Genomic DNA, 21,912 nt, shown 5'->3' with positions numbered 1-21,912 from the left:
ATCCTGGGGATCGACGCCTCGGCACCCAACCACCGTCGCCGGCGTCCGGAAGGCTACGGGGGACGCAGAACATGAGCCAGGACGCCGCACACGGCCGGTATGCGGGGCGGGCACTGGCGGGCGGCCGCTACCAACTGCGCGATCTGCTCGGCGAGGGCGGCATGGCCTCGGTGCACCTCGCCTACGACGCGGTGCTCGACCGGCAGGTCGCGATCAAGACACTCCACACCGAGCTGGGCCGCGAACAGGCCTTCCGCGAGCGCTTCCGCCGCGAGGCCCAGGCCGTGGCCAAACTCACGCACACCAACATCGTCTCGGTCTTCGACACCGGCGAGGACGAGCTCGACGGCGCGACCATGCCGTACATCGTCATGGAGTACGTCGAGGGCCGGCCCCTCGGCTCGGTGCTGAACGCGGACGTACGGGAGTACGGCGCGATGCCCGCCGACAAGGCGCTGAAGATCACCGCGGACGTGCTGGCCGCGCTGGAGATCAGCCATGAGATGGGGCTGGTCCACCGCGACATCAAGCCGGGCAACGTGATGATGACCAAGCGCGGTGTCATCAAGGTCATGGACTTCGGCATCGCGCGCGCCATGCAGTCCGGGGTCACCTCCATGACCCAGACCGGCATGGTCGTCGGCACCCCGCAGTACCTCTCGCCCGAGCAGGCCCTCGGGCGCGGGGTGGACGCCCGCTCGGACCTGTACTCGGTCGGCGTCATGCTGTTCCAGCTGGTCACCGGGCGGCTCCCGTTCGACGCGGACTCACCGCTGGCGATCGCGTACGCGCACGTCCAGGAGGAGCCGGTCGCTCCCTCGTCGATCAACCGCGCCCTGCCGCCTGGCGTGGACGCGCTGATCATCCGCGCGCTGAAGAAGAACCCGAACGAGCGCTTCCCGAGCGCCGAGGCCATGCGCGACGAGTGCCTGCGCGTGGCCGCGTCCTTCCAGCCGGCCGCGCCGAGCATCGTCCCGGGCGCCCAGACGCCGAGCGGCGCCGGCGTCGGCTCGGCGGTGTTCCCGCCGATCGACCAGCCGCCGTCGCCGCAGCAGGGCCACGTCCGGACGCCGTACCAGCCGACCCCGAACCCGTACGGCAACCCGGCCGCCCCGGCGGCACCCTCCCCGGGGGCGCCTTCGCACGGGGCGCCTTCTCCGGCGTACGGCTATCCGCAGCAGGGCGGCTATCAGACGCCCGGCCCGGCGGGGTACGCGCCGCAGCACGGCCCGTCGACGCCGGCGCCGTACGACCTCACGCCCCAGCCCCAGCCGACGGGCCCTTCCGGGGGCGGCGGCAAGAGCAACAAGCCGGTGATCGTCGGCTCGGTCGTCGTCTCGCTGGTCGCGGTGGGCGGGCTGGTCGCGGCGCTGCTGATGAACGGCGGCGGTGGCGGTGGGAACGACGCGGGCGGGAACACCGGCGTCAGCCCCTCGACCTCCTCGTCCACGGTCGCGGGCTACCGCGGACCGGACACGACGAAGACGGTCGAGACGACCGACTGCACCGAGCCCGAGGAGTCGTACAACGACCCCGACAAAGTGCGGATGCCGGACTTCCAGTACAAGAACTGGGACTCGGTCGTCAAGTGCCTCCAGGCCGCCGGCTGGACCTACCAGGACAACGACGTCGACGAGAACACGTTCGGCGACGGCACCGTGATGAAGCAGTTCCCCTCGGCCGGCACCGACTTCGACCCGAAGGAGCCGCCGAAGATGCAGTTCGACGTCTCCACGGGCAACCCGGCGTGATCGCGGCGGAGTAGACCGAGGGTCCGGCAGCGTCGGCTGCCGGACCCTGCTCGCTCGTCGGGCCTCGGTCGGTCAGAGGTACGGACCGCCCGAGCGGCCGCCCGCGCGGGGGTCGTCGGTGCCCTCGGGGCCGCCCACGCCCGGCGGAAGGGCGCGGCGCATCGACTCCAGCTGGGCACGCGCGGCCATCTGCTGGGCGAACAGCGTGGTCTGGATCCCGTGGAAGAGACCCTCCAGCCAGCCGACCAGCTGGGCCTGGGCGATCCGCAGTTCCGCGTCGCTCGGCGTCGCCTCGTTCGCGAAGGGAAGGGAGAGCCGCTCCAGCTCCTCGACGAGCTCCGGAGCCAGACCGTCCTCCAGCTCCTTCACCGAGCTGGCGTGGATCTCCTTCAGCCGGACCCGGCTCGCCTCGTCGAGGGGAGCCGCGCGGACCTCTTCGAGCAGCTGCTTGATCATGCTTCCGATCCGCATGACCTTCGCCGGCTGCTCGACCATCTCCGTCACCGGAAGCTCGCGGGAATCCTCGTCGCCTCCGCCACCGAGAGTCATTCCGTCCTGACCCACGACCAGGATGTGGGGGTTCTCCGGCGACCGTTCGTTCCTCGGCATCTCCATGCCGCCATTCTCTCGCACCACGACATCTCATCACTGTGGTGCCCCCGGTAAGGGCTGATCCACCGTTCACGACGCCGGTCGACCCTCTGGGCCCCTCAGGAATGCCGGGTTGATGAGCAGATGCCAGGCTTGTTCCGTGACTCCATGGGCGCGGGCGACGGTACTGCTCATCGTGATGGGGGCTGGTGGGAGCGTGGCCTCGTGCGGGGCGGCGGTGGCGTACGGGGGTGGGGGTCACGCAGTCGAGCCGTCGCCGAGGCCCACCGCTTCGGCGTCCGCCTCCCCTGCTCCCGCCCCCGCCAGGTCCCTCTCCGCTTCCCCCGCCGCCTCGCCCTCAGCCTCCGCTTCGGACTCCCCACCCGCGCGCGGGCCCCTGCGGGCCTCCCCCTCCGCCTCGTTCTCCGGCGCTCCCTCCCCCTCCGCCACGCCGTCGCGAGCCGGGAGCCGTGCGGGTGAGGGGCGGGAGCGGCCGGGGCGACGGGAGCCGGTGGCATCGGAACCGGCGCCGGAGGACGAGGGCACCCTGCACGCGGGCGAGGAGGCGGACGGTGACCTCGACGGTCAGGGGGACGACGACGTCACCGCCGTACCGGAAGAGCCGCGGCCGACCGCCCCCGTGACGTCCGCACCGCCACAGGAGGCGACGCGGTCGGCCGGGCGGTCTGCCGAGCCCCGACTGGAGGTCCTGCCGCTCGGGGGCGGGCTGATCCTGGTCGGGCTCGGTCTGGGGCTCGCGTTCCTCGCCCTCCGGTTGCGGCGGGCTTCCTGACCTGGTGCCCTTCTTTACGGGTGCTTTCGCGTACGCCTTTGCGTATGCGCTTACGGGGTGACGAGCACGACCTTTCCGATGTGGCCGCTCTCCTCCACCACCCGGTGTGCGGCGGCCGCGTCGCTCATGGGGACCTCACGGTCGACGATCGGGCGTACCTGACCGGTGTCGATCAGCGGCCAGACGTGCTCGCGTACGGCCGCCACGATCGCCGCCTTCTCACCGAGCGGACGGGCCCTGAGCGAGGTCGCGCTGATCGCGGCCCGCTTGGTGAGGAGCGTGGAGATGTTCAGCTCGGCCTTGATACCGCCCTGCATGCCGATGATCGCGAGGCGGCCGTTGACGGCGAGGGCCTTCACGTTGCGGTCGAGGTACTTGGCGCCCATGTTGTCGAGGATGACGTCCGCGCCGGCCCCGTCCGTGCTCTTCCTGACCTCTTCCACGAAGTCCTGCTCGCGGTAGTTGACCAGGATGTCGGCGCCCAGTTCGGCACAGCGCTCCAGCTTCTCCCCGGTGCCGGCCGTCACGGCGACCTTGGCACCCACGGCCTTGGCGAGCTGGATGGCCATCGTGCCGATGCCGCTGGAGCCGCCGTGCACGAGGAGGGTCTCGCCCGGGCGGAGGTGGGCGATCATGAAGACGTTCGACCAGACCGTGCAGACCACCTCGGGCAGTGCCGCCGCCTGCTTCAGGTCGAGCCCCGTCGGCAGGGGGAGCAGCTGGCCGGCGGGAACGGCCACCTTCTCGGCGTAGCCGCCGCCCGCGAGCAACGCGCACACCTCGTCGCCGACGGACCAGCCGGAGACACCGGGGCCGAGCGCGGCGATGCGTCCGGAGCACTCCAGGCCGGGGTAGGGGGAGGCGCCGGGCGGCGGATCGTAGAAGCCCTGCCGCTGCAGGATGTCGGCTCGGTTGACGGCGCCGGCCACCACCTCGACCAGCACCTCGCCCTCGCCGGGCACCGGATCCGGGACCTCGTCCCACACCAGCGCCTCGGGCCCACCAGGTTCGGGAATCGTGATCGCATGCATGACAGGGACGCTACCGTTCCTCATCAGTGAGCAGGAGTGAGTCTTGGACCCATTCCTGGTCACTGCGGACATCCCGAACGGTGTTGGATGTCCTGGTCGCCCGCTTTCGCTCCGTGTCCGGTGACACGGATCGTGTCCGTGGTCCGGGGATACGGGGGCGGGTTTCCTCACGCCGCCGGGTGTCCGGTCGGGCCTGGACGGTCCGATGCCCCGCACCATCACTCTGGTGATGCGGGGGCGGTGCCGTCCGTCGCCTGATGGGGTGTCCGAGGGCGCGTCGCCCGATCGCGATGCTGGCCGCATCGTGCCGGGAAATCTTGCGTCGTGGTGTGGTGAGGGGTTTCTGCCAGTGCTGGGCGCCCCAACGGCTGGTGTAGGCCGGGTCGACCGCGACCATCGCGATGCCCTGCTCGGCCGCCATCGTCACCAGCCGGGCCTTCAGCTTCGCGGTGGGGAAACGGGAGATGAGACGGCGGAAGCGTTTGTTACGGCCATGCTGCTCGCGGCCCTTCTCCGCCGCGAAGTCGAGGTCCTCGATGGCGACCGCGGCGGCCCCGGAACGCCGGGTGTGGTGCAGCAGCCGTGTCAGGGCGTGCCGGATCTGCGCGTCCCGATGCGCGGCGGTGCCAGTCAGGTCGTAGAAGAACCGTTGTGGTGCGCCGACCGGGTTGCCGTGGACATCGAGGTGCCAGGCGGCGAGGTGGTCGCCGTTCATGTCCACCGCCACCACCCCCCGGGCCAATGCCGCCTGAAGCGGCAGGACGGGGGCAGCGGCGCGCTGCCGAGGTACCAGCGTCCGCGTACGGGGTCGTGGTGGATGCGGTAGGCCACCGCCCGGTTCGCGGTGATCCGGTCCAGCCACTCCTGCCCCCGGTGCTGGAACGCCACAGTCGCATCCAGGACGTAGCGGCCGTGCGGGGCGTTCGCCAGATGGGCCAGCGGAGCCGGGAGCTTGAGGGAGACCTGTCCGGTGTCGGTGACGCGGATGGTCTCGTTGCCGAAGCGTTTGCCGGATTCTCCGTCGGAGGCCAGGAACATCCGCTCCGCCCGCCACCGCTCCCGCCACGCCTGCTCGTCCAGTCCGGCCGCCTGAAGGTGGTGGCGGGTGTTCGCGAGGCGTTTGCCGCCGCGCACCACCCGCACCCGGCCCGCCGCCCAGTCCGCCTCGACCACCGCGAGGCGGTCCTTGAGGCTGTGCAGACGCCGTGACTTGGCATGCCACTCACCGCGCGAACCGTACCCACGTACCAGGCCTTCTCGCTTCTCGGCCTTGGCGCGCAGCGGCCGGGCCAGCCGCGCCTCGATCGAGGCGATCTGCCCGCGCAGCCAGGCCATGTGGGCGGCCTGCCCGCGCCTCGCCAGTGCCCACTGGTCGTGGGTGGCCTTGGTGATGCTGCCCGCCCAGCGGGCCGACGACCCGCCCGTCAGTTCCCGCTTGCGCACCGCCCAGGAGGCCGCATCGTGCGCCCGCCCCTGCCGGGACCGCACAGCGAGATCACCTGCCGCCAGCGAACCCAGGAACACGCCGACCTCGGTGAGGACGGCCGCGTCAGCCTGCGACACCCGCAGCCGGTCCCGCACCGCCACCCCGGCCGGACCTGGCACCACGAACGCCGCCGCCAACTCTCTCAGCCCACCCACCTCTTCACTCCCGCCCGCGGCTCGAAGACCCCCTGTCACCACAGTCAACGAGCAGCACCCGCAAAGGTCACCTATTCGATGAGGGAACCTTCGTTCCCTACGCCCCACCACAACCCAGACGCTCACTCACGCACGCCAGAACACACTCGTGCGCTGTTCCGCGGCAGCAGTTCACAACCCCGCACCCTCGAACCTGACCCACCCGCCCACCGACCGCAAGGTCCCGTTGTCCGACCGGGGCACCCCTTCCCGACCTCCGGCGACCGACCCGGCGACCATTCCGACGCCGGCGGCCACCCCGGGCAACCGTTCCTCACCCCTGCGGCCGCGCGATGCCAAGGACGAGGCCGGGCATCCTGGTGATGTCCGTCGTGATGATCACGATGTACACAGGTGTCTCGGTGAACATCGACATCGAGAAGGGCGTCTTCGACCACTTCCGCTCGCTGCCCATCTGGCGGCCGTCGGCGATGGTCGGATATCTCCTCGGCGACGCCCTGCGCTACACCATCGCGTCCGTCGTGATGCTCAGCGTCGGGCTGGCGCTGGGCTACCGCCCGGACGGCGGGGTCGGCGGCGTGCTCGCCGGGATCGCGCTGCTGCTGGTGTTCGCGTTCGCCTTCTCGTGGATTGGCTGCAGGTCTTCGTCAACAACAGCCCGGTGACGCATGTGGCCCCGGGGGTGCGCGGCCTGATGGCGGGCGACTGGCCGGCCGACGAGGTGGTCTGCGCACTGGGGTGGGCCGGCCTGTTCATCGCGGTCTTCGGGCCGATCACGATGCGGCTGTACAACCGCAAGTGACCAGCCCTGAGACGGCGGGCGGCACATGACCAGCCCTGAGACGATGCGCCGTACGTGACCAGCCCTGAGACGGCGTGTCGCGCGCGACCAGTCCCGAGGCCGGCCGGAAACGTGACCAGGCCACCGGACAGCCGGCCCGCAGTGATCAATCCCGACGCAGCGGGCGGGCGTCGGGCGCGATCTGTGAGCCCGGTGTCGCCCGCACGATCGTGATCAGCCGGTCCGTCAACTCCAGTGTGCCGACCGCCGGATCGTCGTATCCGAGCACCCGATGTCCGCGTACCACGCTCACCACCAGGTCGTCCGTCTCCCGCGGGCGCCTGCCCACCTCGGCCTTTATGACCGGCCGTTCGACCATGTCGAGCCCGCTGCCCTGCTGGATCAGGTCTTCCATCACCATCCCGGCGGCGGGGCTGAGCACGGACAGTCCGAGGAGGCGTCCGGCGGCGCTGGCGCTGGTGATCACCGCGTCGGCGCCGGACTGTTTGAGCAGCGGCGCGTTCTCCTCCTCACGCACGGCGGCCACGATCTTCGCGCCCTTGTTGAGCTGCCGGGCCGTCAGGGTGACGAGGACGGCGGTGTCGTCGCGCTGGGTGGCGATGATGATCTTCCGCGCCTTGTGCACCTCGGCTCGCTTCAGCACCTCGCTGCGCGTGGCGTCCCCGACGATCCCCGCGTAGCCGTCGGCGGTCGCGGCGTCGATCGCCTTGACGCTCGGGTCGACCACCACGACCTGTTCCTTCTTCAGCCCCGCCGAACAGACGGTCTGGATCGCCGACCGCCCCTTCGTGCCGAAGCCGACGACGACGGTGTGGTCGCGCAAGGAGGACCTCCAGCGATTGAGTCGCCATTCCTCCCGGGTGCGTTCGGTGAGGACCTCGAGCGTGGTGCCGACCAGGATGATCAGGAACAGCACCCGCAGGGGAGTGATGACGAAGATGTTGGTGAGCCGGGCCGCGTCACTGACCGGGGTGATGTCGCCGTAGCCTGTGGTGGAGAGGGTGACGGTGGCGTAGTACCAGGCATCCAGGAAGTCGACCGAGCCGTCGGAGTTGTCGTTGTAGCCGTCGTGATCGGCGTAGACGATCAGTGCGGTCGCCACCAGGACCAGCAGGGCCATCGACAGCCGTTGGGCCACCTGGCGGAACGGGTGCTCCACCACCTTGCGCGGAAGCTTCACCCGGTGGGTCACGAGATGCTCGTCCGCCTGGCGGGCGATCGCGTCATGGCCCGGAAGTTTCACGTGAAACACACCCCGATCCCGGCGCTCGCCCAGGGCAGATCGAGAAGTTCCGTCTCCTGACCGGCTCGCGAACCGCCCGGCGGTACGACGGCCAGGGCATCGGCTCCCGCGATGCCCCGCAGCATCGCCGGACCGTTGTAGTGCAGCGGCACGGCACAGTCACCGCGCAGGACGACAGGGATGAGCCGGGTGTCGTACGGATGCCCGTGCACCTCGTCCTGGAGCGGCAGCGTATACGGCTCCGGGGCGGGCCGTGCCGCGAGGGTGCGCAGCAACGGCTCGGCGAGCGTGAGCAGCCCGGAGACCGCCGCGAGGGGGTTGCCGGGCAGGCCGACGAGGTGCTGGTTCTCCTTGGTGCGGGCCAGCAGCATGGGGTGCCCGGGGCGCACCTTCACACCGTCCACCAGCAGGTCGGCGCCGATGCGGCGCAGGGTGGGATGGACATGGTCGACGGGGCCGGAGGCGGTGCCGCCGGTGGTGACGATCAGGTCGGCGGCGGAGGTCGTGATCGCCTTGTGCAGCGCCTTGGCGTCGTCGCCGAGCCGGCGCACGGCGGTGACCTCGGCGCCGAGCGCACGCAGCCAGGGCGGCAGCATCGGGCCGAGTGCGTCCCGGATCAGCCCGTCGTGCGGGGTGCCCTCGGTGAGCAGTTCGTCGCCCAGGACGAGGACGTCGACACGGGCGCGGGGCACGGCGGTGAGCGTGTCGTACCCGGCGGCCGCGGCCAGTCCGAGCACGGCCGGGGTCACCAGGGCGCCGGCCGGGAGGAGTTGGTCGCCGCTACGGCACTCCTGTCCGCGTGGGCGGATGTCCTGCCCGGGGATCACCTCGCGGGTGGCGTGCAGCCGGTCCTTGCCGTCGGTGCGGCCGTGCTCACTGCGCAGAACGGCGGTGGTGTCGAGGGGGACACGGGCGCCGGTGGCGATCCGGACGGCCTCACCGTCGGTGAGCGGCTCGGGCTCGGCGTGCCCGGCGAGGACACCCTCCTCCCGAACGTCCCAGGGCCCGGGGCCGGCGACCGCCCAGCCGTCCATCGCGGAGGTGTCGAAGGAGGGCAGGTCGGTGAGGGCGGTGAGAGGGGCGGCCAGGGTGAGGCCCAGCGCGGCGTCGAGGGTGACCGAGACGGGGGAGCGGTGGCGGTCTCGGGAGCGGCCCGCGCGTTCCGCCAGGGCGCGGGCCTCGGACCAGGAGGTCTCCTGGTGGCGGGCGCTCTGCTGGTGGCCCGGCGGCTGAGGGGCTCCGTGGGCGCCGGGCACGGGGGCGTGCTCGTCGGCGGCGGGGCGGTGGGTATCGCCCGGGTGGCCTTCGGTGCGGTGGTTGGTGCGGTCGTTCACGAGAGCGAGCACCTCCTCGACGTCGAGGTCCTCGGCGTCCTCGGCGTCCTCACCGGTCCGGGTGGCGCGGGCGGTCATCCGGCGTCCGGACGGGAGGTGTCCGGCGTGGCGTCCGGGGCCGCGTCGGGCTTGGCGTCGGCGGCCTCGTCGGCCCAGCGCAGAGCGAGGGCGGCGGCCTTGCGGGACGCCTCGGCCACCGCCTCCGGGCCGCCTCCGGAGCGCGCGGCCGCATAGCCGACGAGGAAGGTGGTCAGCGGGGCCGCGGGCCTCGCCACACCGTGGGCGGCGTCGCGGGCGAGGTCGAGCAGGACGCCGGTGTCGACGTCGAGGTCGATGCCCAACTCGCCCTTGACTGCGGTGATCCATTCATCCAACACGTGGCCATGCTCCCTGATGCGTGCCCTGGCAGTGGCGATGTCGTCCCAAGTGTCGCAGTCGAAGGACGCGACGGGATCGGGGACGCGAGTGAGGTCGAGCCCCGCGGTGAGCCGGCGCAGGGGCAGCCCGGTGAGGCCGCCGCCCGCGGTGGAGCCGACCCTGGAGGCCGCGCCGTTGAGCATGGTCAGCTCCCGGCGCAGCGCGGTCCTGCGGTACGCCGCCACGAGGGGCTGGTCGCGGCCGTCGGCGTCGGTGAGCAGCACGCCCTCGGCGCCGCTCGTCCGCAGGGCGGTCAGCAGCCGTCGTACCGTCTCCTCGGTCAGGAACGGCAGATCGGCCGAGAGGACGACCACGTCCTGGGCCGCGGTGTGCCGCAGACCCGCGTACAGCGCGGCCACCGGTCCGCCGCCGGGCGGGCTCTCGCGCGTCCAGGCCACCGGTCGTGCGGTCGGCCTGGGCTCGGCGACGACGACCGTGGTACCCGCGTCGGCACAGGCGGCGAGCACCCGGTCGAGCAGAGCTCGCCCGCCCACCCGTACCCCGGGCTTGTCCGCCCCGCCGAGCCGCCGGGCGGCTCCCCCGGCGAGTACGACGGCGTCGTACCCGGCATCGGCGGCGCCTTCGGCGCCCGTCGGCTCGTACGTGGTCACCCCCCGAGTATGCGTGCCGCCGCGATCACAGGGAACGCGCGGGAGGAGCCGCAATCACAGCGTGCGCAGCAGCACCGCCGGTTGTTCCACGCAGTCCGCCACGTACCGCAGGAAGCCGCCGGCCGTGCCACCGTCGCACACCCGGTGGTCGAAGGTGAGCGAGAGCTGGACGACCTGCCGCACCGCGAGCTCGCCCTCGTGCACCCAGGGCTTGGGGACGATCCGGCCGACGCCGAGCATGGCCGCCTCGGGATGGTTGATGATCGGCGTGGAGCCGTCGACACCGAACACTCCGTAGTTGTTCAACGTGAAGGTGCCGCCGGTGAGTTCCCCGGGCGTGAGGGTGCCCGCGCGGGCCGCCTCGGTCAGCCGGGCGAACTCAGCGGTGAGCGATTCGGCGTCCCGCGCCTGGGCGTCGCGTACGACGGGGACGACCAGACCCCGGTCGGTCTGCGCGGCGAACCCGAGGTGCACCCGGTCGAGCCGGACGATCTCCCGGGCCTCCATGTCCACCGTGGAGTTGAGCTCGGGGTGGCGGGCCAGGGCCGCGGTGCAGATGCGGGCCAGCAGGGCGAGGAGGGAGATCTTGGGGCCACCGGACGCGTTCATCGCGGTGCGCGCCCGCATCAGTTCGGTCGCGTCGGCGTCCACCCAGCAGGTGGCGTCCGGGATCTCCCGACGGCTGCGGGACATCTTGTCGGCGACGGCACCTCGGATGCCCTTGAGGGGGGTGCGGGTGCCGGTGGAGATGCCGGTGGCGGCGGGCGCGGGCGTGGTGGCAGGGGTTGCGGTCGGCGCGGGGGCCACGCGCGCGTGCGGCTCGGCGGACGGCACCGTCGTACGTCGTCCCTGAGCGGCCGCCGCTCGCAGCGCGTACTCCACGTCCGCCCGCAGGATCAGCCCGTCCGGCCCGGAGCCGGTCAGCTCCCGCAGGTCGAGACCGTTCTCCCGGGCCAGCCTGCGCACGAGGGGGGAGATCACGGGGACGGGGCCGTCGGTCGGGTCGGTCGTTCCGGTCGTTTCGGGATGGCTGTCCGTCGCGGAGGACCTGCCGACCTGGCCGTTCGCCGCCTCGGAGGTGCTTGCCTGCTCTGCTGCCCGGACGCCGTCGCTGAGCTCGTTCACTGTCCCGGCGGTGCTCACGTGACCGTTCGCCGTCCCGCCCGCCGCGGCGGCGGCCCGCGTAGGCTGTCCCGGGCGTACCCGGCGCCGGCGTGCCGCTGCCTCCGAGGTGCCGTAACCCACCAGCACGTTCCCGGAGCCCTCGCTCTCGCCGCCGGAGGCAGCGGCTCCCACGGCGACCGTGATCAGTGGCGCGCCGACGGGCAGTTCCGTGCCCTCCTCGCCGAAGCGGGCGGTGACCACGCCGCCGTAGGGGCAGGGCACCTCGACCATCGCCTTGGCCGTCTCGACCTCGACGACGGGCTGGTCGACCGCGACGACATCGCCGACCTGGACCAGCCAGCGCACGATCTCCGCCTCGGTGAGCCCCTCCCCGAGGTCGGGGAGCCTGAACTCCAACACCTGTGCCATCAGCCCTCGGCCTCCCACTGCAGACGCCCCACGGCGTCCAGGATCCGGTCCACGCCGGGCAGGTGGTGACGCTCCAGCATCGGCGGCGGATAGGGGATGTCGAACCCGGCCACGCGCAGCACCGGCGCCTCCAGGTGGTGGAAGCAGCGCTCCGTGACCCGGGCCGCGATCTCTCCGCCCGGTCCGCCGAACCCGCCCGACTCGTGTACGACGACCGCTCGCCCGGTCCGCCGTACCGAGGCGCTGACCGTCTCGTCGTCGAACGGCACCAGCGAGCGCAGGTCGACGACTTCGAGGTCCCAGCCCTCGTCCCGGGCCGCCTCGGCGGCTTCGAGGCAGACGGGCACGGACGGCCCGTACGTGATGAGCGTGGCGCTCCGGCCCGAGCGCCGCACCACCGCGCGGCCGATCGGTTCAACGGCCGGCGGGTCCTCCGGGTTCCAGGCGTCCTTCGACCAGTACAGACGCTTGGGTTCGAGGAAGACGACGGGGTCGTCGGAGGCGATGGCGGCGCGCAGGAGGCCGTAGGCGTCGGCGACCGTGGCGGGCGTGACGACGTGGAGCCCCGGGGTCGCCATGTAGTACGCCTCGGACGAGTCGCTGTGGTGCTCGACTCCGCCGATGCCGCCGCCGTAGGGGACGCGGATGGTGAGGGGGAGCGGCATCGCGCCCCGGGTGCGGTTGCGCGTTCTCGACACGTGACTGATCAGCTGCTCGAACGCCGGGTAGGCGAACGCGTCGAACTGCATCTCCACGACCGGCCGCAGCCCGTACATCGCCATGCCGACGGCCGTGCCGAGGATGCCCGCCTCGGCCAGCGGGGTGTCCGTACAGCGGTCCTCACCGAACTCCCTGGCGAGTCCGTCGGTGACCCGGAAGACACCGCCGAGGGTTCCGACGTCCTCGCCCATGACGTGTACGGCCGGGTCGGCGGCCATCGCGTCCCGCATCGCGCGCGCGAGGGCCTGCGCCATGGTGGCGGGCTTGAGGGCGACGGTGGTCATCAGTGGGTCCCCTCCTGCTCGGCCTCGATCTCCGCCTGCAGCCGGGCCTGCTGCTCGCGCAGCTGGAGGGTGGGTTCGGCATACACATGGGCGAACAGGTCCATGGGGTCGAGCACCGGGTCCTGGTTCATGCGTGCGCGCAGATCTGCGGCCAGGCTCTCGGCGGCGTCGCGCGCGGCCCGGATGCCGTCCTCGTCGATGAGGCCGCGTTCGGTCAGTTCGTGCTCCAGGAGGGCGATCGGGTCGTGTCCGCGCCAGGTCTCGACCTCGGCCTCCTGCCGGTAGCGGGTGGCGTCGTCGGCGTTGGTGTGGGCGTCGACCCGGTAGGTGATCGCCTCGACCAGCGTGGGGCCGCCGCCCGCGCGCGCGTGGCGTACGGCGTCGGCGAGGACCTCGTGCACGGCGGCGGCGTCGTTGCCGTCGACCAGGCGGCCGGGCATGCCGTAGCCGACGGCCTTGTGGGCCAGCGACGGGGCCGCGGTCTGCTTGGCGAGCGGAACGGAGATCGCGAAGCCGTTGTTCTGGACCAGGAAGACGACCGGCGCCTGCCAGACTGCGGCGAAGTTCAGCGCCTCGTGGAAGTCGCCCTCGCTGGTGCCGCCGTCGCCGACCATGGCCAGCGCGACCACGTCGTCGCCCTTGAGGCGGGCGGCGTGGGCGAGGCCGACGGCGTGCGGCAGCTGGGTGGCGAGCGGGGTGCACAGGGGGGCCACGCGGTGCTCGTACGGGTCATAGCCGGTGTGCCAGTCGCCGCGCAGGAGAGTGAGGGCCTCGACGGGGTCCACGCCGCGTGCCACGGCGGCCAGGGTGTCCCGGTAGCTGGGGAAGAGCCAGTCGCGCTCCTTCAGGGCCAGCGCGGCGGCGACCTCGCAGGCCTCCTGGCCGGTGCTGGAGGGGTAGACGGCCAGACGGCCCTGCTTGGTGAGGGCGGTGGCCTGCGCGTTGTAGCGGCGGCCGCGCACCAGCTCGGCGTACAGGCGGCGCAGCAGGTCCGGGTCGGCGTCCGCGGCCGCCTCCGTGCCGAGGACGCGGTACGGCTCCGCGTCGGGCAGCAGCGGCGCGGGGTCCGTGCGGGGCTGCCAGGCGGGCGGCGGCGATGGCCGGTACGCGCCTCGCTGCTCCATGACCGTCATGACGGCACCTCCTCATGGGAGCGGCTTCAGACGCGTCACGGCTGTGATGCGCCTCACCTACCGATTGTTCGGTCGTCGGCACATTTTGGCTACTGGCACCCTCAGGCTGTGGACAAACGGTTCTGCACAGCATCGAATGAACGCAGGACGTCCATGGCAGAGAGGCGGGGGGACGTGGCAGCTGAACAAATGGCCGAGAGCCCGGACGGCGGCGGCCCCCTTCCGCCCGCGCGCCCGCTCGACGCCATCGATCTGGACATCCTCCAGATGCTCCAGGCGGACGGCCGGGCGTCGATACGGTCGGTCGCCGAACGGGTCCACGTCTCGCGCGCCAACGCCTACGCGCGCATCAACCGCCTCATCGAAGACGGGGTCATCCGCGGTTTCGGAGCCCGCGTCAACCACGAACGCGCCGGCCAGGGCACCTCGGCGTACATCACCCTGAAGATCGTCCAGAACTCCTGGCGGACCGTGCGCGCGCAGCTCACGCAGCTGCCCGGGGCATCGCACATCGCGCTGGTGGGCGGTGACTTCGACGTGCTGCTCCTGGTGCACACCTCCGACAACCGGGCGCTGCGGGAGCTGGTACTGACCCGGCTCCAGGCGATCCCGGAGGTGCTCAGCACGCGCACTCTGCTGGTGTTCGAGGAGGAGGACCTGGAGCCGCAGGGCTGAGTCACCCGGGCCGGCGCAGGCCCTCGAACACCAACCGCACCACCGCGTCGGCCACTTCGCGCTCGTTCATGCCCCGGCCGTCCGGCCGGTACCACTCCACGATGGAGTTGACCATCCCGAACACCAGCCGGGTCGCCAGCCGCACCTCCACGTCACCGCGCACGTCCCCGTCCGCGGCCGCCGCCCTCAGCAGCTCGGCGACCCTGTGGTCGAAGTCGCGGCGCCGCTCCAGCGCCCACCGCTCGGTGCCGGTGTTTCCGCGCACCCGCAGCAGCAGGGTGACGTAGGGCAACTCGGCGATGAGCACCTCGACCATGCGCCGTACGACGTACTCGAGGCGTTCGGCGGCCCGCCCCACGCGCGCGGGCTCCTCGTCGAGGATCGCGAAGAGCCCGTCCAGGGCCCGGCTCACGGCCCGGCGCAGCAGCTCCTCCTTGCCGGTGACGTGGTGGTATATCGACGACTTGGAGATGCCGGCCGCCTTGGAGAGGTGCTCCATGGAGGTGCCGTCGTAGCCGCGCTCGTTGAAGACCTGGACGGCGACGGACAGCAGCGTCTCCGGGGTGTACGTGTCACGCTTGGCCGTCGTCATGAGGTGCTGCCCTCCCGCTTGTCGGTGGCGTACGCGTGGCGGTACAGCGCGAGGGACGGCGCGTAGCGCCCCGAGGGGTCGCGCATGTGCAGGTCGTCCAGGAGGGCGTAGGCCCAGTTGCGGCCCAGCCGGCGGCTCCACTCGAAGGGGCCGAGCGGGTAGTTGACGCCCAGGCGCATCGCGGTGTCGACGTCCTCCTCGGTGGCCACGCCCTTGCCCACGGCGTCGTGTGCGAGATCGACGATCCGCGCGACCGTACGGGCGACGATCATGCCGGGGACGTCACCGATGACGCTGACCTGCTTGCCGAGCGCCTGGAAGAGGCCGGTGGCCTCGGCAAGGGTCTGCGGGGAGGTGTCCTGGGAGGCGGACAGCGCGATCCGGCCGGCCCTGCGGTAGTCGAACGCGAGGTCGAAGTAGACGACGTCCCGGAACTCGACCGAGGTCTGCCCGTCGGCGAGCGCCAGCTGGCCGCCACTGGGCAGCACCAGCCGGGTGCCGTGGTCCTCGTCCTCCTCGCGGACCTGGATGCCCGCCTCGCGGATCAGCGGGATCAGCTCGGAGGCGGGGCCCAGGTCGCCCTCGGCGACGACGTAGGCGGGCGGCTGGGCCTGGTCGGCGGTGTGCGGCTCGGGGCGCTCGGCGCCCTGACGGTAGTCGTACCAGCCCTGTCCGGTCTTGCGGCCGAGCCGGCCCGACTCGACGAGGCGCTGCTGGGCGAGTGAGGGCGCGAAGCGCACGTCCTGGAAGAAGGACCGCCACACGGAGTGGGTGACGGACTCGTTGACGTCCTGCCCGATCAGGTCGGTCAGTTCGAAGGCGCCCATCTTGAAACCGCCGCACTCGCGCAGGACCGCGTCGATGGTGGCGGGGTCGGCGCCCTGGGCCTCGTAGACCGCGAACGCCTCGGCGTAGAAGGGCCGCGCGATGCGGTTGACGATGAAGCCGGGGGTGTCGGCGCAGGCGACCGGGGTCTTGCCCCAGGCGCGCGCCATCTCGTACGCGCGCGTGGCCGACGTGACGTCCGTGGAGAACCCGGAGACCACCTCGACGAGCGGGAGCAGCGGGGCTGGGTTGAAGAAGTGCAGGCCCACGAAACGGCCGGGGTTGCGCAGGGCGCCGCCGATGGCCGTCACCGACAGGGAGGAGGTGTTGGTGGCCAGCAGGCAGTCCTCGCCGACGACGTCCTCCAGCCGGCGGAGGAGGTCCTGTTTGACGTCGAGCCGCTCCAGGACGGCCTCGACGACCAGGGCGCAGTCCGCGAGATCGGCGAGGGACTCGGCGGGCAGCAGGCGGGTGCGGGCCGCGTCCCGGTCGGCCGCGGCGAGACGGTCCTTCTCGACGAGCCGGTCGAGGCGTGCGCCGATCGCGTCGGCCGCCTCCCGGGCACGGCCGGGCAGGGCGTCGTAAAGCCGGACAGAATGGCCCGCGGTCAGCGCGACCTGGGCGATGCCCTGGCCCATGGTGCCGGCGCCGACGACGGCCACGGGGCTGCTGAGGTCCAGTGCTGTCATGTGCGCGATCCTCCCGCACGGGGTTTTCCACAGAAGCGGCGGACCCCCTTGTACCGACCGATCGTTCGGTTACTCTAACCCTGACTGCCCACCCGTCGCCCACCACCGCCCTGAACGAGGCGCTTCGCGCCACACCTCTCGATAATCCGCCCAGGTTCCCGCCCAGGTCATGAGCTCGACGAAGAGTTCTTGAGACGAGGAGTTGGTCCCGCATGGCCGCCGAACTCACCGCACACGATCTGATCGCCCAGCACCGGCCCACTCTCGACCAGGCGCTGGAAGCGATCCGCACGCGCGCGTACTGGTCCCCGCACCCCGAGCACCCCAAGGCCTACGGCGAGAACGGCAGCCTGGACATGGCGGCGGGCAAGGCCGCCTTCGACGCCCTTCTCGGCACCCGCCTCGACCTCGACCAGCCCGGCACGGACGACTGGGTGGGCGGCGAGGTCTCGCCGTACGGCATCGACCTGGGCGTGACCTACCCGCACGCGGACATCGACGTGCTGCTGCCCGCCATGAAGGCCGGCCAGCGCGCGTGGCGCGACGCGGGCGCGGAGGCGCGTGCGGTGGTGTGCCTGGAGATCCTCAAGCGGATCAGCGACCGGACCCACGAGTTCGCGCACGCGGTCATGCACACCTCCGGCCAGGCCTTCATGATGGCGTTCCAGGCGGGCGGCCCGCACGCCCAGGACCGCGGCCTGGAGGCGGTGGCGTACGCGTACGTGGAGCAGGTCCGCACCCCCGACACCGCGGAATGGACCAAGCCGCAGGGCAAGCGCGACCCGCTCGCACTCACCAAGCAGTTCACACCGGTACCGCGCGGCATCGGGCTGGTCATCGGCTGCAACACGTTTCCGACGTGGAACGGCTATCCGGGCCTGTTCGCCTCCCTGGCCACCGGCAACGCGGTCCTGGTCAAACCCCACCCGCGCGCGGTCCTGCCCCTCGCGCTCACCGTGCAGGTCGCCCGCCAGGTGCTCACCGAAGCCGGTTTCGACCCGAACCTCGTGGCGCTGGCCGCCGAACGTCCCGGTGAAGGCATCGCGAAGGCTCTGGCCACCCGCCCGGAGATCCGGATCATCGACTACACGGGCTCGACGTCGTTCGGCGACTGGCTGGAGGCCAACGCCCGCCAGGCGCAGGTCTACACCGAGAAGGCCGGCGTCAACACGGTGGTGGTCCACTCCACGGACGACTACAAGGGGATGCTGTCCAACCTGGCGTTCTCGCTGTCCCTCTACAGCGGCCAGATGTGCACCACCCCGCAGAACCTGCTGATCCCCCGGGACGGCATCCGTACCGACGACGGCCCCAGGACCTTCGACGAGGTGGTCGGGGACCTCGCCCGCGCGGTCGACGGCCTCCTCGGCGACGACGCGCGCGCGAACGCCCTGCTCGGCGCCATCGTCAACCCGGACGTGACGGCGCGCCTGGAGGCGGCCGCCGGCCTCGGCGAAGTCGCCCTCGCCTCCCGGGAGGTCAGCAACCCGGAGTTCCCGGGAGCGGTCGTCCGCACTCCCGTGATCATCAAGCTGGACGGTGCGAAGCCGGACGACGAAGCCGCCTACATGAGCGAGTGCTTCGGGCCGGTCTCCTTCGCCGTCGCGGTCGACTCCGCGGACCACGCGACGCGGCTGCTGCGGCGGACGATCCGTGAGAAGGGCGCCATGACGGTCGGCGCGTACACCACCGACGAGGAGGTGGAACAGGCCGTCCAGGAGGTCTGCATGGAGGAGGCCGCCCAGCTGTCGCTGAACCTCAAGGGCGGGGTGTACGTCAACCAGACGGCCGCCTTCTCCGACTTCCACGGCTCGGGCGGCAACCCGGCGGCCAACGCGGCCCTCACCGACGGGGCGTTCGTGGCGAACCGCTTCCGGGTGGTGGAGGTCCGACGGGAGGCCTAGGAGCTAGTTGATCGTGCCCCCGGTGGCGCTCCAGTGGTACAGCGTCATGGCCACACTGGTCGCGAGGTTGTAGCTGGAGACCTGGGGGCGCATCGGCAGCGCCAGCAAGTGGTCGGCACGCGCGCGTAGGTCGGCGGACAGCCCGCTGCGCTCCGAGCCGAAGGCCAGGACGGCGTCGTCCGGGAGCTTGAGGCCCCGGATGTCGTCGCCCTCCGGGTCGAGGGCGAACAGCGGCCCGGGCGGTATCTCCGCCACGCTCAGCCGCTCCACAGCGGTCGCGAAGTGCAGTCCGGCTCCGCCGCGTACGACGGTGGGGTGCCAGGGGTCGAGCGTTCCGGTGGTGACCACCCCGGTCGCGCCGAAACCGGCGGCCAGACGGATCACGGCCCCCGCGTTGCCCAGATTGCGCGGGTTGTCGAGGACGACGACGGGTGCGGTGCGCGGGGTGTGCGCCAGCCGCCGCAGGTTGGCCTCGCGGGACGGACGTAGGGCCAACGCGGCCACCGCGGTGGGGTGCGGGCGCGGGACCAGACTTCGGTACGTCGTCTCCGGCACCTCCGTCAGGAGCGCGTCCAGTGTGTCTCGAATGTCGGGCGCGAGTTCGTCGGTGAGCGCGAGCGTGGCCGCCCGGTCGACGGCGACCGCCACCGGGGTCTCGGCGCCGAAGCGCACCGCGTGCTTGAGGGCGTGGAAGCCGTCGAGCAGGACGGAGGTGCCGGCGAGCCGGTGCCATGCGCTCACGGAGTCGGTCATGTCGTGAAGCCTACGGGCGAGTCCTCGGCGCTCTCCGGGGCCCGCGGTGCCGGCACCGTCGTACGGCTTCCACGCGCCGTCCATCGTCCACGCGCGCGTGCCGCCCAGCCGCCGAGCCGTCGCAGGAACGACGTCGGCAGGAAGACGGCGTCGGCGGCGATCATCGCCAGCGAGAAGAACGGCAGCCCCAGAATCACAGCGATCGCGGAATGCTCAATGATCATGGCTGTGAGCAGGACGTTCTTGACGCGCCGGTGGAACAGTGTGAACGGGAAGGCGACCTGCACGGCGACCGTGCCGTAGGTCACCAGCAGGACCATCGTGCCGCTGGCCGACAGCACGTCGGCGAGGGCGGGCCACGGCGAGAAGGAGTCCAGGTGCAGGGGGTAGTAGACGGCGGTGCCGTCCTGCCAGCGGGAGCCCTGGATCTTGTACCAGCCCGCCGTCGCGTAGATCAGACAGGCCTCGGCCATGATCACCAGCAGGGCGCCGTTGTGGACGATGTCGGCGACCACGTCGAGCAGGATCCGCGGCTCGCCGGACTTCGTAAAACGTCCGACCGCCCACCAGAGGGCCACAGCGACCCACACGGTCCACAGGAGCACCGGCACCGTCGGGTCGCCGTCGAGCCGCCCCGCCACGGTCACCGCGACCAGCACGAACCCGAGCACGCCCCACAGGACCGGGCCGACCCGGTCGGTAACGCGTTCCCCACGCGCGCGGGCCTGTCCTGCGAGCCGCGCCCTGCGCGCGTCCAGCGACCACACCTGGCCGCAGCGGGTGAACACGAGGTAGATGCACATCAGGTGCAGGACGTTGTCGCCACCGTCCCCCATGAACACGCTGCGGTTCTGCAGCGAGAGCACACCGACCATGAAGAGCACGGACATCGTGCGGGTGCGCCAGCCCAACAGCAGCAGAGCGCTCGTCAGGACGGCCAGGGCATAGCAGGTCTCGAACCAGAACCGGCCGTCGGTCCACATCAGGGCCGTGAAGGCACCGTTCGTAGAGACCAGCTGCTCGGCGAGGTCCCAGCTCCAGGGGCCGTCGGGGCCGTACATCTCCTGGCGGTGGGGGAACTCCCGCAGCAGGAACAGCAGCCAGGTCGCGCTGAAGCCGATGCGGATGACAGCGGTCTGGTACGGGCCGAGGGCGGACCCGGTGACACGGCCGATGCCGGTCGTGACGGCCAGGGCGAACCGGTTCACTTGTCGCCTCCCCCGTCCTCCCGGGCCGACCACCAGGGCAGCACGCGGTAGACCGGCTTGTCGGTGACCTGCTCCTTGCTCCACTTGGGCGGGGGCACGTTGGTGGTACGAGAGCGAATCTGGACGAGGTCGACAACGCCGCCCTGTCCGGCGGCGCTGTCACGGTCCAGGCGCAGTGCCGCGATGCGGCGCAGATACGACTCGGCGAGGGAGCCGCGCAGGCCCATCGGGCGGTTGTCGGCGTCATGCGTGACCACGAAGAAGTCCCAGGCCCGCCGCAGTTCGTTCTGCTGGGTGTGGCTCGGCAGCAGATTGCCGTCGATGGCCCGGCCGTCCTCGGCGGACAGGTCGTACCATCCGGTCGTCCGTATCCCGCCGTCCGCAGAGCGGATCTGCGCACGGACCTGGACCGCGATGTTCTGCTGCAGCGGATTCGGTGCGAAGAGCTTCCAGTTCTGCTCGAACTCCGGGTAGATCCAGTCGTCGATCGCCTTTCCGTGCTGCTTCGTCAACGTGTTCGACGGCGCCACATGCAGGAACACCATGCCGATGTGCACACAGACAGTGACCGCGACGACAGCGAGGGCCACGGCGACCCCGATCTGGTACCGGAGCGAGAGCGCGGCGAGACCGGTCTGTGGGCCGGGATTCGGGGCGACGAGCCCGGTCTGTGGACCTGGATGGGGAGCGGCGAGACCGGTCTGCGGATCCGGATCGGGAGCAGCGAGCGCGGTCTGTGGATACGGATGCGGGGCTGAAGGATGGGAGGCGGCGGTGAAGCCGTCCGGGTCGGTGCGGGGGGCGGGGACCGCGAAGGCAGCCGGGGCAGGGGGGGAAACCGGGGTATTCGGGTCAGTGGGACCGTCGGGGACGCTCCGCGTGGCGGGAACGTCGGGGGCGCTCGGCTCGGTGGGGCCAGAGGGGAGGCTCGGCGTGGCGGGAACGTCGGGGGCGCTCGGCTCGGTGGGGCCAGAGGGGAGGCTCGGCGACCCGGTGGGGCCAGGGGGCACGCTCGGCTCGACGGGAACATCGCGGGCGCTCGGCTCGGACGGCCCGTGCGGGGCCGTGGAGCCCTTGTCGTTCGCGTCCATTCCGCCCCGTCTCCCGATTCCGGTCCTGCTCCGGCCCTGTCGTCCGCCTGCGCCCGCCCACCCCCGCACACCCGTCCCCGGGACGCTCGCACGGAACGGTACTCAGGGCGCCCCTCCCGGCACAGCCCCCATCGGCCCCCGCCTTCAGGGCCGCCAGAGTTTTCCACAGGCGACGAGCGAGGATGCCCGCGGGTTATCCACAGTGGTTGACACCTTACGGCGCCCGTCACACCATGGAATCGCACGAACCGAACGATCGGTCGGGAGCGGACACCGGCGGAGTCCAGGGCG

At 71.7% G+C, this 21,912-nt stretch carries 17 protein-coding genes and 2 pseudogenes; 5 read left to right on the top strand and 14 right to left on the bottom strand.

All coding sequences use genetic code 11. The features are described from left to right. The first annotated feature begins 71 nt into the window (after positions 1–71). The gene (locus ACIBK3_RS26035; RefSeq protein WP_399369253.1) at positions 72–1,751 is read left to right on the top strand and encodes a protein kinase; all 1,680 of its coding nucleotides are present in this window, start codon (positions 72–74) and stop codon (positions 1,749–1,751) included. A 72-nt stretch (positions 1,752–1,823) separates the two neighbouring features. Here ACIBK3_RS26035 and ACIBK3_RS26030 read toward each other — a convergent pair whose 3' ends face one another. Next, positions 1,824–2,366 carry a bacterial proteasome activator family protein gene (locus ACIBK3_RS26030; RefSeq protein WP_399369251.1) on the bottom strand — a complete coding sequence of 181 codons (543 nt, stop codon included), beginning with the start codon at positions 2,364–2,366 and terminating at the stop codon, positions 1,824–1,826. Between the two features lie 487 nt (positions 2,367–2,853). Here ACIBK3_RS26030 and ACIBK3_RS26025 point away from each other — a divergent pair, with 487 nt between their 5' ends. Then, entirely contained in the window at positions 2,854–3,135 is a 282-nt protein-coding gene (locus ACIBK3_RS26025) for a hypothetical protein (RefSeq protein WP_399369249.1), read from the top strand. A 50-nt stretch (positions 3,136–3,185) separates the two neighbouring features. On the opposite strand, the gene ACIBK3_RS26020 is transcribed toward ACIBK3_RS26025, so the two are convergent. Next, positions 3,186–4,166 (bottom strand): NAD(P)H-quinone oxidoreductase, encoded by a 981-nt coding sequence (locus ACIBK3_RS26020; RefSeq protein ID WP_399369247.1) that lies wholly within the window; start codon positions 4,164–4,166, stop codon positions 3,186–3,188. Between the two features lie 10 nt (positions 4,167–4,176). Next, positions 4,177–5,807, bottom strand: a pseudogene (locus ACIBK3_RS26015) (IS200/IS605 family accessory protein TnpB-related protein). Between the two features lie 347 nt (positions 5,808–6,154). Here ACIBK3_RS26015 and ACIBK3_RS26010 point away from each other — a divergent pair. Beyond that, a pseudogene (locus ACIBK3_RS26010) lies at positions 6,155–6,609 on the top strand (ABC transporter permease); the annotation flags it as partial. A gap of 145 nt (positions 6,610–6,754) precedes the next feature. Here ACIBK3_RS26010 and ACIBK3_RS26005 read toward each other — a convergent pair. From ACIBK3_RS26005 to pdhA, 6 genes are read right to left on the bottom strand one after another with little or no spacing between them, the layout of a single operon-like run. Next, the gene (locus tag ACIBK3_RS26005) at positions 6,755–7,852 is read right to left on the bottom strand and encodes a potassium channel family protein (RefSeq protein WP_399369245.1); all 1,098 of its coding nucleotides are present in this window, start codon (positions 7,850–7,852) and stop codon (positions 6,755–6,757) included. Next, on the bottom strand, positions 7,849–9,264 hold the full coding sequence (locus ACIBK3_RS26000) for a molybdopterin molybdotransferase MoeA (RefSeq protein WP_399369243.1): 1,416 nt from the start codon (positions 9,262–9,264) through the stop codon (positions 7,849–7,851). The genes ACIBK3_RS26005 and ACIBK3_RS26000 overlap by 4 nt, the downstream gene beginning before the upstream one ends. Continuing rightward, the gene (locus ACIBK3_RS25995) at positions 9,261–10,214 is read right to left on the bottom strand and encodes an NTP transferase domain-containing protein (RefSeq protein ID WP_399369241.1); all 954 of its coding nucleotides are present in this window, start codon (positions 10,212–10,214) and stop codon (positions 9,261–9,263) included. Before ACIBK3_RS25995 ends, ACIBK3_RS26000 begins: the two co-directional genes overlap by 4 nt. A 54-nt stretch (positions 10,215–10,268) precedes the next feature. Next, positions 10,269–11,747, bottom strand: a complete 1,479-nt coding sequence (locus ACIBK3_RS25990; protein WP_399369239.1) for a dihydrolipoamide acetyltransferase family protein — start codon at positions 11,745–11,747, stop codon at positions 10,269–10,271. Further along, a complete protein-coding gene (locus ACIBK3_RS25985) occupies positions 11,747–12,751 on the bottom strand; it encodes an alpha-ketoacid dehydrogenase subunit beta (protein ID WP_399369237.1) in 1,005 nt (334 codons plus the stop codon). Before ACIBK3_RS25985 ends, ACIBK3_RS25990 begins: the two co-directional genes overlap by 1 nt. Beyond that, positions 12,751–13,884, bottom strand: coding sequence for a pyruvate dehydrogenase (acetyl-transferring) E1 component subunit alpha (pdhA, locus tag ACIBK3_RS25980; RefSeq protein WP_399369235.1), 1,134 nt, complete (start codon positions 13,882–13,884; stop codon positions 12,751–12,753). Before pdhA ends, ACIBK3_RS25985 begins: the two co-directional genes overlap by 1 nt. Before the next feature lie 189 nt (positions 13,885–14,073). On the opposite strand from pdhA, the gene ACIBK3_RS25975 reads away from it, so the two are divergent. Beyond that, positions 14,074–14,559, top strand: a complete 486-nt coding sequence (locus tag ACIBK3_RS25975; RefSeq protein WP_399369986.1) for an Lrp/AsnC family transcriptional regulator — start codon at positions 14,074–14,076, stop codon at positions 14,557–14,559. A 1-nt stretch (position 14,560) separates the two neighbouring features. Here ACIBK3_RS25975 and ACIBK3_RS25970 read toward each other — a convergent pair whose 3' ends face one another. Both ACIBK3_RS25970 and ACIBK3_RS25965 read right to left on the bottom strand, forming a co-directional pair. Next, positions 14,561–15,151, bottom strand: a complete 591-nt coding sequence (locus ACIBK3_RS25970; RefSeq protein ID WP_399369233.1) for a TetR/AcrR family transcriptional regulator — start codon at positions 15,149–15,151, stop codon at positions 14,561–14,563. Further along, positions 15,148–16,665: a 3-hydroxyacyl-CoA dehydrogenase gene (locus ACIBK3_RS25965; RefSeq protein ID WP_399369231.1), complete on the bottom strand. Its 1,518-nt coding sequence runs from the start codon at positions 16,663–16,665 to the stop codon at positions 15,148–15,150. Before ACIBK3_RS25965 ends, ACIBK3_RS25970 begins: the two co-directional genes overlap by 4 nt. 212 nt (positions 16,666–16,877) lie before the next feature. On the opposite strand from ACIBK3_RS25965, the gene paaN reads away from it, so the two are divergent. Beyond that, the gene (gene paaN, locus ACIBK3_RS25960; protein ID WP_399369229.1) at positions 16,878–18,569 is read left to right on the top strand and encodes a phenylacetic acid degradation protein PaaN; all 1,692 of its coding nucleotides are present in this window, start codon (positions 16,878–16,880) and stop codon (positions 18,567–18,569) included. Between the two features lie 3 nt (positions 18,570–18,572). Here paaN and ACIBK3_RS25955 read toward each other — a convergent pair whose 3' ends face one another. From ACIBK3_RS25955 to ACIBK3_RS25945, 3 genes are read right to left on the bottom strand one after another with little or no spacing between them, the layout of a single operon-like run. Then, positions 18,573–19,322 (bottom strand): TrmH family RNA methyltransferase, encoded by a 750-nt coding sequence (locus ACIBK3_RS25955; RefSeq protein ID WP_399369227.1) that lies wholly within the window; start codon positions 19,320–19,322, stop codon positions 18,573–18,575. Continuing rightward, positions 19,319–20,530: an HTTM domain-containing protein gene (locus ACIBK3_RS25950; RefSeq protein WP_399369226.1), complete on the bottom strand. Its 1,212-nt coding sequence runs from the start codon at positions 20,528–20,530 to the stop codon at positions 19,319–19,321. The genes ACIBK3_RS25955 and ACIBK3_RS25950 overlap by 4 nt, the downstream gene beginning before the upstream one ends. After that, positions 20,527–21,621 carry a DUF5819 family protein gene (locus ACIBK3_RS25945; protein ID WP_399369224.1) on the bottom strand — a complete coding sequence of 365 codons (1,095 nt, stop codon included), beginning with the start codon at positions 21,619–21,621 and terminating at the stop codon, positions 20,527–20,529. Before ACIBK3_RS25945 ends, ACIBK3_RS25950 begins: the two co-directional genes overlap by 4 nt. Between the last annotated feature and the right edge of the window lie 291 nt (positions 21,622–21,912).

Origin of the sequence: Streptomyces sp. NPDC050287 (genome assembly GCF_044459385.1) — a bacterium.
In the GTDB taxonomy this organism is placed as follows: Bacteria; Actinomycetota; Actinomycetes; order Streptomycetales; family Streptomycetaceae; genus Streptomyces.
The sequence above is the reverse complement of the archived record's forward strand: the minus strand, read 5'-3'. Positions and strand labels throughout refer to the sequence as shown.

Coding starts and splice junctions, on each gene's coding strand:
- ACIBK3_RS26035 (WP_399369253.1), top strand. CDS start 72: ATGAGCCAGGACGCCGCACACGGCCGGTATGCGGGGCGGGCACTGGCG.
- ACIBK3_RS26030 (WP_399369251.1), bottom strand. CDS start 2,366: ATGGAGATGCCGAGGAACGAACGGTCGCCGGAGAACCCCCACATCCTG.
- ACIBK3_RS26020 (WP_399369247.1), bottom strand. CDS start 4,166: ATGCATGCGATCACGATTCCCGAACCTGGTGGGCCCGAGGCGCTGGTG.
- ACIBK3_RS26000 (WP_399369243.1), bottom strand. CDS start 9,264: ATGACCGCCCGCGCCACCCGGACCGGTGAGGACGCCGAGGACGCCGAG.
- ACIBK3_RS25990 (WP_399369239.1), bottom strand. CDS start 11,747: ATGGCACAGGTGTTGGAGTTCAGGCTCCCCGACCTCGGGGAGGGGCTC.
- ACIBK3_RS25985 (WP_399369237.1), bottom strand. CDS start 12,751: ATGACCACCGTCGCCCTCAAGCCCGCCACCATGGCGCAGGCCCTCGCG.
- pdhA (WP_399369235.1), bottom strand. CDS start 13,884: ATGACGGTCATGGAGCAGCGAGGCGCGTACCGGCCATCGCCGCCGCCC.
- ACIBK3_RS25975 (WP_399369986.1), top strand. CDS start 14,074: ATGGCCGAGAGCCCGGACGGCGGCGGCCCCCTTCCGCCCGCGCGCCCG.
- ACIBK3_RS25970 (WP_399369233.1), bottom strand. CDS start 15,151: ATGACGACGGCCAAGCGTGACACGTACACCCCGGAGACGCTGCTGTCC.
- ACIBK3_RS25965 (WP_399369231.1), bottom strand. CDS start 16,665: ATGACAGCACTGGACCTCAGCAGCCCCGTGGCCGTCGTCGGCGCCGGC.
- paaN (WP_399369229.1), top strand. CDS start 16,878: ATGGCCGCCGAACTCACCGCACACGATCTGATCGCCCAGCACCGGCCC.
- ACIBK3_RS25955 (WP_399369227.1), bottom strand. CDS start 19,322: ATGACCGACTCCGTGAGCGCATGGCACCGGCTCGCCGGCACCTCCGTC.
- ACIBK3_RS25945 (WP_399369224.1), bottom strand. CDS start 21,621: ATGGACGCGAACGACAAGGGCTCCACGGCCCCGCACGGGCCGTCCGAG.